The organism is Paenibacillus marinisediminis (assembly GCF_054343325.1).
Window position 1 is genome coordinate 55,886 of record NZ_JBTGUH010000018.1, and the last position, 9,137, is coordinate 65,022.

Genomic DNA, 9,137 nt, shown 5'->3' on the forward strand with positions numbered 1-9,137 from the left:
CGCTAAGATTGATTTGATACAGAGCATATGATTGAACGACATATAAAGCTACTAAGATTGAACGTTAGTAATGAGGAGGATATTTCATGCGTACTACTTACATGGCGAAACCAGCTGAAATTGAGCGCAAATGGTTCGTTATCGACGCTGAAGGCAAGACGCTTGGTCGTCTCGCTTCCGAAGCTGCTGCACTTGTTCGCGGCAAGCACAAACCAACTTTCACACCAAATGTTGACGGCGGAGATTTCGTAGTCATCATCAACGCTGATAAAGTTGTATTGACTGGCAATAAATTGCAAGGTAAGAAATACTATCGTCACTCCATGTATCCAGGCGGTTTGAAAGTGACAACTGCTGGTGAGATGCTGGCTAACAAGCCTGAGCGTATGGTAGAACTTGCTGTACACGGCATGCTTCCTAAAACTCGCATGGGTAACAAGATGAAGCTTCGCGTTAAAGCATACGCAGGCTCCGCGCATCCGCATCAAGCACAAAATCCTGAAGTTTACGAACTTCGCGGATAATAAAAGGGAGGACAGTTTCATGGCACAAGTACAATACTATGGGACAGGTCGTCGTAAGCATTCCGTAGCGCGTGTTCGCCTTGTACCAGGTGAAGGCCGCATCGTTATCAATAAACGTGACCTTAATGAATATTTCGGTTTGGAAACTTTGAAGCTTATCGTTAAGCAACCATTGAACCTTACAGAAACAGTCGGCAAATACGACGTTCTGGTAATCGCTCATGGCGGCGGTATCTCTGGTCAAGCTGGCGCAATCCGTCACGGTATCTCCCGTGCGTTGCTGAAGGCTGATCCAGAACTTCGTCCTGCATTGAAGAAAGCTGGCTTCTTGACTCGTGACCCTCGTATGAAGGAACGTAAGAAGTACGGTCTCAAAGCAGCTCGTCGTGCACCTCAGTTCTCCAAACGTTAATTTGGAACTTACACACAAGCCTCTTTCGCTTCGGCGAAGGAGGCTTTTTTGCTGTTTTCCGATAAACATCTCACCGGATTAACCATAGGCTGCACCCCATACTGTCGACATGAATATGGTGTGTAGGTACAGACGAAAACACATTGACAAATGATGGTAATTAGGAATAAGCTATAAAGGTATTAAATCATAGCGAAATACTAGGTATTATGAATGTGGAGGGTGAGATCCGTGAACTTATTCGAGAAAGAAAAGATAGTTGCGGAGAAAGCTGTGCAATTCGAACATGCTTCTGCCGAAGAAGTGATCCGATGGGCTGTTGAGACATTCCCTAACATCACCTTTGCATGCAGCTTTGGAGCGGAAGATGTAGTAATCGTTGATATGCTGCAGAAGATCAAACCATCGGTGGATATATTCTATTTGGATACAGGATTTCATTTTAAGGAGACATATGAGACACGAGATCGGTTACAGGAGACCTACAACGTAGACTTTATACGCGTATCCACCTCACTAACTCCGGAAGAGCAAGCCAAGCAATATGGAGATCAGTTATGGGAAAGAGATCCGAACGCATGCTGTAATCTTCGTAAAGTTGAACCGCTTAAGAATATGTTAGCTAAGTATGAAGCGTGGATTACCGGTATTCGACGCGATCAAGCACCTACTCGGGCCAATGCCAAGAAGGTCGAATATGATACTAAGTTTGGACTCATTAAGTTTAACCCGCTTGCCTCTTGGTCATCGGACGATGTATGGGCTTATATCCGTCAGAACCAGGTCATCTACAATCCACTTCATGATCGAGATTATCCGAGTATTGGCTGCACCTATTGTACCCGGCAAGTGAAGGCTGGAGAAGATCCGCGAGCTGGACGATGGTCCGGGCAAGAAAAGACAGAGTGTGGGTTGCACAAATAATGATGCCGCGAAAGGAGAAGCATACATGACATCCATACCAGCTCATGGAGGGGAATTGATTGATCGCCGGGTCATAGGGGATGAACGAGATAAGCTGATAAAAGTTCTTCAAGATCGTCCTGTTATCCCCATCAATCGTTGGACGATATCGGATCTGGATCTAATCGGTGTTGGAGCCTTTTCTCCGTTAACGGGCTTCATGACAGAAGCAGACTATCATCATGTGGTCAGCCATATGCGTTTGTCGGATGGAACCGTGTGGAGTATTCCGATAACGCTGGCTGTGAGCCCTGACACGGCTGCTAAGTTAGATATCGGTTCACTGGCTAGGCTCGTCGGAGAAGAAGACGATATTCTGTATGGTGCGATTAACGTAGAGTCCATTTACACGATTGATCCGCTGTATGAGGCCATCAACGTATTCAAGACGTCTGATCCTGCCCATCCAGGGGTTCAGAGGCTTCTGAACCAGCCAACGATGCGGATAGGGGGCAGTATACATGTAGTGGAGCGACCGAAGCCAGAACGCTTTCAAGAATATTACTACGACCCAGCGAATACGCGGCAATTATTTGCAGAACGAGGTTGGCGTACAGTGGTTGGCTTCCAGACGAGAAATCCTGTTCATCGGGCGCATGAGTATATCCAGAAGAGTGCTATGGAAATAGTAGACGGTCTGTTTCTGAATCCACTTGTGGGTGAAACCAAGTCGGACGACGTACCTGCCGATGTAAGGATGAAGAGCTATCTAGCCTTAATTGACGGCTATTATCCAAAGGATCGTGTATTCTTAGGTGTGTTTCCTGCCGCGATGCGCTATGCGGGGCCTAGAGAAGCGATATTTCATGCGATCGTTCGCAAAAATTACGGATGCACCCACTTCATCGTCGGAAGAGATCATGCGGGTGTGGGCAGTTACTATGGGACGTATGAGGCGCAGGACATATTCCAGCGATTCAAGCCTGAGGAGCTGGGTATAACGCCGCTGTTCTATGAGCATAGCTTCTTCTGCAAAGCGTGCGGCGGGATGGCTTCCCGCAAGACGTGTCCGCATGCACAAGAGCATCACATCGCTCTATCGGGAACTAAGGTGCGCGCTCTGCTGCGGAATGGCGAATGTCCGCCGCCTGAATTTTCACGTCCAGAGGTTGCACGTATCTTAATAGAAGGTATGGTCGAGCAGCCGCAGCACATCTAACATAGTTCAGGACATGCGTATAATTGTCCACCTTGCCCCATATAGTTGAGTAGAGATTATGGGGACGGAGGTGGACTTTGTGTTGTTGAAGAACAGTATGGACCAGAATGTATCGTTCACAGGAGAAACTGACAAGCACAAGAATTGGCTGCCGCCGCAGCGCAAGCAAAGTTCAAAAATGTTCTGGGTGTCACTTCGGCGAGTGCGGCAGTGGGGAATCAGTATATGCCTGCTTCTACTTGTATTAGGTATTATGACAGCCGATCTGCCTGTAAAGAAGACGTGGACGTATTGGACGTTGCCGCTATCAGGTAAAATAGTAGCGATCGACGCGGGACATGGCGGGGCTGATGGAGGAGCTATAAGTCGTCAAGGTGTGATTGAGAAGGACATCAACCTGGCCATTGCACTGCAGTTAAGAGACTATTTGCAGCAAGCTGGGGCTATCGTTGTGATGACGCGTGAGACTGACCAGGATCTGGCTAATCCTGACACGAAGGGGTACAGAAAACGGAAATCAGAGGACATGAAACGCCGTGTTCAATATTTGCAGGAGAAGAAGCCTGACCTCTTTGTGAGCATTCATATGAACAGCATACCGTCTAATCGTTGGAGCGGCGCACAAACCTTTTATCGCAATGACCTTCCTGGCAATAAGCAGCTGGCTAAGCTCATTCAGGAAGAGATTCGGCGCAACTTGGAAAATACAGAGCGTGTAGCGAAGCCGGACGAGCGTGATCTTTATCTACTGCGCATGATGCATGTGCCATCAGCATTAATAGAAGTTGGTTTCCTATCACATCCGGAGGAATCGAGGCTGCTTGCTGACGCGGATTATCAGCGCAAGGTGGCTGCATCTATATATAAGGGGATTCTGCGTTATATGTCAGGAGAAACAGTTGGTAAAGATTAACGGTGTGGTATAATGAACTAGAATAGAAGCAGTATACATGCAATCATTGTCACAGCATATAGAGACGGGGTGTACAGCAGTGAGTACAAGAGAACAAGTATTAGAGGCGCTTCAAGGGGTCATTGAGCCGCTTAGTGGTAAATCCTTTGTAGAACTTCAATGGATTCGCGATATTATGGTCAAGCCAGAGCATGTTTCCCTTACCGTTATTCTTGTGCCGGATGCAGCAGATGCGGGTGTGCGAGAAACGTGCACAGAGGAAATACGCTCACAGCTGCAGAAGCTTGGATTCAAGGATGTACATGTTCGTATTCGGTTAGCTTCCGCACAGGAGCTGGAAGCGGCAGGACTTGGGGCTTCGCAGGACCAGCCTAAGACTGCGGCGAGACCAGAAGCACCAATTGGCCACGGCGCGGGCTTGGACAGCCTTAGTCCGCTTCTTGAAGAGGGTTCCAACGTCACCTTCCTAGCGATTGCGAGCGGTAAGGGCGGTGTTGGCAAGTCGACGGTGACCGTCAATCTGGCGGTTGCGCTTGCTCGACTCGGCAAGAAGGTAGGACTGATTGATGCTGATATATATGGCTTCAGTATCCCGGATATGATGGGGATTGAAGAACGTCCGATTGTCGTTGATCAACGGGTCATTCCGATTGAGCGATTTGGCGTAAAAGTTATGTCCATGGGCTTCTTCGTGGAAGACAACAGCCCAGTTGTATGGCGGGGCCCGATGCTTGGCAAGATGCTTCGCAACTTCTTTCAAGAGGTGGAGTGGGGTGATCTTGATGTTGTGCTGCTCGATTTGCCGCCAGGAACAGGGGACGTTGCACTCGACATTCATCAGATGATTCCGCATAGCAAAGAGATTATCGTGACCACGCCGCACGCCACGGCTGCATTCGTAGCTGCCAGAGCAGGGACTATGGCAATTACGACGAAGCATGAGATCATTGGCGTTGTGGAAAATATGGCCTACGTAGAATGTGCATCATGCGGTGAGAAGCAGTACGTATTCGGTCGCGGAGGCGGAGGCAAGCTTGCAGAAGCGCTGCACACATCGCTGATCGCTCAGATCCCACTCGGTGCGCCGGATAATCATCCGTCTGAGCCGGACTTCTCTCCATCCGTATACAAGCAGGATACAGCCATTGGCGCATTATACATGGACATGGCTCGCGAGATGGTCGAACGCGGAGACGTATAACAGTATACATAGATAAGGCTGTCGGTAACCGACAGCCTTTTTATGTCGCGCATGTAGTTACTAACTGCTCTTCTGTTCCTGACCGCTTTCTCCGCCGCCTTCCTCTTTACCACTGCCGCCTTCTTCTTTAGCCGAAGTGCCTTCTCCCTCCGTTTTCTGACCGCCTTCTTTCTTCGGCTGGAGTTCTTCTTGGACAACTTTAGTTAAGAGATCCATGACTTCAAGCTTGAACAGCGGAGAACTCATCGATTCCTTCATGATGGCCATGAGCTGCTTGCGGTACTCTGGTGATTTCGTAACATCCATATACGCCTTCATGACTTCAGGCGATTTCATAATATCGCCGACCGATTTTTGATAATCGGGGTCTTTAATAAGATCTTTGTGAAGATTTTTGTTCTCCTTGTTTATGGCTTTGGCAAATTCACCGGCGAATTTCGGATCTTTCATCACTTTCTCGATGACATCTTTATATTCGGATGAAGTAAGGGTATCCTTAACGGCTGTTTTAATCTGCTCCTCCTGCTGAGGGTTGAGAGCCTGCGTTTTCATACCTCCTCCTGAGCTGCCGCCGGATTGAGCTTCTGTGATGGCTTTCTTTCCTTCTTCGGTCTTTAGAATATCGACCACCATGGTCTTAACTTCCTTATAATTTAAATTGCTGCTTGCCTGTGGCTCCATCCCGCAGGCTGACACAATTAACATTAGTCCTAATCCTAAGCATGCAGTATAGATGCTCTTACATCGCATGGACTTCCGATCTCCTTTCTTCACCTTCCGCAATTGCTTTTAATGCGTAGTATGGGAATTAAAATTATGAATTATGTCTGAAAGCAATAGTCTTTTGATGAGAACACTGGTAAAATATGAATATTGCGGAGGTGAAGCCCCTTGAATCTTAAGAAATGGTCCTTCTTGTTTTGGACGACACTCTGTGTAGGGGGAGCAGTAATGCTGCTAACAGGGCTGTCAATGCAATTGTTCCAGCAGGAGCTCACCAATTTTAAGGGTCCAGTTGACATTATCGTCAACATTCTACAGTTGGGTCTCAGCGGGTTTATGGTTAGCGTATTTGCGCAGATGGGCTTTTTTGCGTATTTGACTCTCAACAATATCGCGCTGGGTATATTTCGAAAGTATTGGCAGTACATTCAAGTCGTAATAACGGTACTCGTGCTGCTGGACATCATGTTTCTACGAACGTTAATGGGGGAGAATCAGAGCTTGGCCACCGATATTCTGCTTGGTGCAGTTATGTTGGTGATCGCAGTTGTTGTTGCTTATTACAAAGCGCGTGCGACGAATTCAATGGCATTTATCCCGTCGATGTTCTTCATGATTGTGGTTACATATTTTGAAATGCTCTCCGCGCTTAATGTTAGCCAAGTGGCTACATGGTTTGTGTTCATTCCGTTAGTAACATGTAATGCTTATCAGATTCTGCTGCTGCACCGCTTGTTGAATAACAACACGCAATCAGCTTCTGATCAGGCGCAGTCTTCAGTAATAACCACAAAGAGCTGACGGAATACCGTCAGCTCTTTATTGTATTCAAGAATATGTTACATTCCACCTGCATCGTGAATATGCTGCTGAATGGTGGTCTTGTCTTGAATGGTCTTGCTTTTGACATCGGTTTGATTAATCAGCTCGGATACAGAGACGAACTCATAGCCCTTCTGCTTAAGCTCATCAATAATAAGTGGGAGGGCAAGATGCGTTTGTTTACTTGTATCGCTGGCATGGAGCAGTACGATATCGCCTGGATGCGCTCGTTCGGTGACGCGCTTAACGATATTGTCGACGCCGATATTTTTCCAATCCTGCGAATCGGTATCCCATTGTATGACTTTGTAGTTGAGATCGTTAGCGATCTGGAGAACACGCTTGTCAAAATCCCCATTCGGAAGTCGAATCAGATTCGGTTCTTTGCCCGTCACATCGGTTATTAATTGATGAGCAATCCTAATCTGCTTCCGGATGTCTTCCTCATTAAATCTGCTGTAATAATCGTGTTTGTGGCCATGGCTGCCAATCTCGTAACCGGCGTCAGCAATCTTTTTCACTATTGTTGGGTGAGTCTTAGCCCATGGAGAGGATACGAAGAAGGTTGCCTTCTGTACACCTTTTTGCTGCAGGATATCTAGAATGGGTTGTGCACGCTTGTCTCCCCAGCTAATATCGAAGGTAAGTGCAATCACTTTCTTGTCAGTCGGCACACTATAAATGGCGGAAGGGTTGCTTCCTTCTGAGAATACCATGATGTTGTCACTCTCCACATATACGACGCCTGCGGCAAACAGCGCGGCGACGATGAGGAAGAATATGCGTTTCATCTTCTTACCACTGATCACGTAGAATGAATTCATGCAACGTGCGCTCCTCTCGTAACGTAGCTAACGTTAGCGGCATGCCACAGTAGGCTTGTCACGCTTGTATAATTAATGGTATGGTAGAGCGCGATCAAATATGACTTTCATGCAAGCAGCCTTAGCAAGCATATTGAGAACACAAGTATATGAGGTGAGAGGAATGTTAAGCTTTAAATCGTTTTTACGAACCTGTGGAGAGATCAAATGGTATATTGTCGTATCGGCGTTGTTGTTGATAGGCGGGTATTTTATAGGGAATACATCTGAATCACTCCAACAGTTCTTAACAGAACAATTAAAGGGAATAGAACAATTAGCGGCTCAAGCATCTAATTCAGATAACCAGGAATTGAGCTTCTTTATTACCATCTTCTATCGCAATCTTATGGTCGCTGTATTTATGATGTTTGCAGGCGTTGTATTTGCACTGTTTCCGATCGTTACATTGGTTCTCAACGGAATGATATTAGGATTTCTTATTAAGATGGTAACGGCGAGCGGGGCGGATCTATCGACAGTTGTTGTAAGAGGATTGCTGCCGCACGGAGTGCTTGAAATGACGGCTGTTGTTATTGCTGCGGCATACGGCTTGAGATACGGTGTATTAGCCATACAGCGAATGAGTCCGCAATATCGATCACGCCCGGACAGTATCTCATTGCAGATGTGGGCGAAGAAAACGGGAGCGGGTGCTGTCTGGATAGCAGTAATGCTGTTGGTTGCGGCTATTATAGAAAGCACGATTACGCTCTGGCTGGTTACGAACACGGCGGTCTAAGTATGTTGTCATTGATCCTGACTCTATGATGTAGGAATGTTCTGAAAATCGCTCTCCTCCTCAGTGATAAAATTGCCGAAAAATGTGCATAACAGTAAAGCGGTCCTTAAGTGGTTGTTATTTCTATTCGAAGGATACGCTGCTGTTGTATGCTATTTCGACTCAAGTGGCTGATACGGCCAGTTGCTATATTAGAGGAGGGTGCTTAGAGCGTGTTGGGCTTTATGTTTAATGAACAGGAATGCAAGGAATTAAGCTTTATGCTTCGGAAGGAATTAGATGAGATGCTGTTTGATATGAGTGATCAGCGCTTAGACCTTGAAGTGAAGCAGGCTATCTCAAACAGATATCGAACCGTATTCAGAATGTATGCACGTATCGCAACTCCTAAGGATCTTTCTCGCTATGTGCGTAATCATCGGATCATGCCAATGCCGTGAATATCGGTGATCGCATGTAGGGGAAGATTCGAGGAGCGGGTAGTAGGATTCTATAGTCGCTATATGCCTGTGAAATAATATGGTTTAAAAAACATGTCCAAAACATCTTGACGGTTCTATGGGTTTATGATAAATTATTTTTTGTTCCCTTCTGGAGCAAGCATATAAATAAGTAAGCTGCTGAAGAGGAAATATCGCAATTGAATGAAATAAACTTTTTAAAAAAGTTGTTGACTTCGATTCGAGAACATGATATATTAATCAAGTCGCCGCTGAACGGCGGTGAAGAAAAGAAAGTAACTTACGAGTTACGAATTGTTCTTTGAAAACTGAACAACGAGCGAATGTTAGATATAAACGAGTTAAACTCGTCAG

11 protein-coding genes are annotated in these 9,137 nt (G+C 46.3%); 9 read left to right on the top strand and 2 right to left on the bottom strand.

From position 1 onward, the window contains the following. The first annotated feature begins 86 nt into the window (after nucleotides 1-86). The 6 genes from rplM (at nucleotide 87) to ACXX53_RS22305 (ending at nucleotide 5,172) form a co-directional block, all read left to right on the top strand. Nucleotides 87-524 (top strand): 50S ribosomal protein L13, encoded by a 438-nt coding sequence (gene rplM, locus ACXX53_RS22280; RefSeq protein ID WP_458570893.1) that lies wholly within the window; start codon nucleotides 87-89, stop codon nucleotides 522-524. Between the two features lie 19 nt (nucleotides 525-543). Then, entirely contained in the window at nucleotides 544-936 is a 393-nt protein-coding gene (gene rpsI / locus ACXX53_RS22285; RefSeq protein ID WP_085499048.1) for a 30S ribosomal protein S9, read from the top strand. Between the two features lie 231 nt (nucleotides 937-1,167). Then, nucleotides 1,168-1,860 (top strand): phosphoadenylyl-sulfate reductase, encoded by a 693-nt coding sequence (locus ACXX53_RS22290; RefSeq protein ID WP_458570894.1) that lies wholly within the window; start codon nucleotides 1,168-1,170, stop codon nucleotides 1,858-1,860. A 25-nt stretch (nucleotides 1,861-1,885) separates the two neighbouring features. Beyond that, on the top strand, nucleotides 1,886-3,058 hold the full coding sequence (gene sat / locus ACXX53_RS22295) for a sulfate adenylyltransferase (RefSeq protein WP_458570895.1): 1,173 nt from the start codon (nucleotides 1,886-1,888) through the stop codon (nucleotides 3,056-3,058). Between the two features lie 178 nt (nucleotides 3,059-3,236). After that, nucleotides 3,237-3,971, top strand: a complete 735-nt coding sequence (cwlD, locus tag ACXX53_RS22300) for an N-acetylmuramoyl-L-alanine amidase CwlD (protein ID WP_458570904.1) — start codon at nucleotides 3,237-3,239, stop codon at nucleotides 3,969-3,971. 79 nt (nucleotides 3,972-4,050) lie between these two features. After that, the gene (locus ACXX53_RS22305; RefSeq protein ID WP_458570896.1) at nucleotides 4,051-5,172 is read left to right on the top strand and encodes an Mrp/NBP35 family ATP-binding protein; all 1,122 of its coding nucleotides are present in this window, start codon (nucleotides 4,051-4,053) and stop codon (nucleotides 5,170-5,172) included. A gap of 60 nt (nucleotides 5,173-5,232) precedes the next feature. Here the strand turns inward: ACXX53_RS22305 and gerD are convergent, their stop codons facing one another. Beyond that, the gene (gene gerD / locus ACXX53_RS22310; protein WP_458570897.1) at nucleotides 5,233-5,922 is read right to left on the bottom strand and encodes a spore germination lipoprotein GerD; all 690 of its coding nucleotides are present in this window, start codon (nucleotides 5,920-5,922) and stop codon (nucleotides 5,233-5,235) included. A 141-nt stretch (nucleotides 5,923-6,063) separates the two neighbouring features. On the opposite strand from gerD, the gene ACXX53_RS22315 reads away from it, so the two are divergent. Continuing rightward, nucleotides 6,064-6,696, top strand: coding sequence for a KinB-signaling pathway activation protein (locus tag ACXX53_RS22315; RefSeq protein ID WP_458570898.1), 633 nt, complete (start codon nucleotides 6,064-6,066; stop codon nucleotides 6,694-6,696). Between the two features lie 38 nt (nucleotides 6,697-6,734). Here the strand turns inward: ACXX53_RS22315 and pdaB are convergent, their stop codons facing one another. Beyond that, nucleotides 6,735-7,541 (bottom strand): polysaccharide deacetylase family sporulation protein PdaB, encoded by an 807-nt coding sequence (gene pdaB / locus ACXX53_RS22320; RefSeq protein ID WP_458570899.1) that lies wholly within the window; start codon nucleotides 7,539-7,541, stop codon nucleotides 6,735-6,737. A 163-nt stretch (nucleotides 7,542-7,704) separates the two neighbouring features. On the opposite strand from pdaB, the gene ACXX53_RS22325 reads away from it, so the two are divergent. Then, nucleotides 7,705-8,322 carry a stage II sporulation protein M gene (locus ACXX53_RS22325; protein WP_458570900.1) on the top strand — a complete coding sequence of 206 codons (618 nt, stop codon included), beginning with the start codon at nucleotides 7,705-7,707 and terminating at the stop codon, nucleotides 8,320-8,322. A 212-nt stretch (nucleotides 8,323-8,534) separates the two neighbouring features. Beyond that, nucleotides 8,535-8,762 carry a hypothetical protein gene (locus tag ACXX53_RS22330; RefSeq protein ID WP_458570901.1) on the top strand — a complete coding sequence of 76 codons (228 nt, stop codon included), beginning with the start codon at nucleotides 8,535-8,537 and terminating at the stop codon, nucleotides 8,760-8,762. Nucleotides 8,763-9,137: the final 375 nt, after the last annotated feature.

Bases quoted from the DNA above. Each gene is read 5' to 3' on its own strand.
- pdaB (WP_458570899.1), bottom strand. From the start codon at position 7,541: ATGAATTCATTCTACGTGATCAGTGGTAAGAAGATGAAACGCATATTC.
- cwlD (WP_458570904.1), top strand. From the start codon at position 3,237: ATGTTCTGGGTGTCACTTCGGCGAGTGCGGCAGTGGGGAATCAGTATA.
- gerD (WP_458570897.1), bottom strand. From the start codon at position 5,922: ATGCGATGTAAGAGCATCTATACTGCATGCTTAGGATTAGGACTAATG.
- ACXX53_RS22325 (WP_458570900.1), top strand. From the start codon at position 7,705: ATGTTAAGCTTTAAATCGTTTTTACGAACCTGTGGAGAGATCAAATGG.
- rplM (WP_458570893.1), top strand. From the start codon at position 87: ATGCGTACTACTTACATGGCGAAACCAGCTGAAATTGAGCGCAAATGG.
- rpsI (WP_085499048.1), top strand. From the start codon at position 544: ATGGCACAAGTACAATACTATGGGACAGGTCGTCGTAAGCATTCCGTA.
- sat (WP_458570895.1), top strand. From the start codon at position 1,886: ATGACATCCATACCAGCTCATGGAGGGGAATTGATTGATCGCCGGGTC.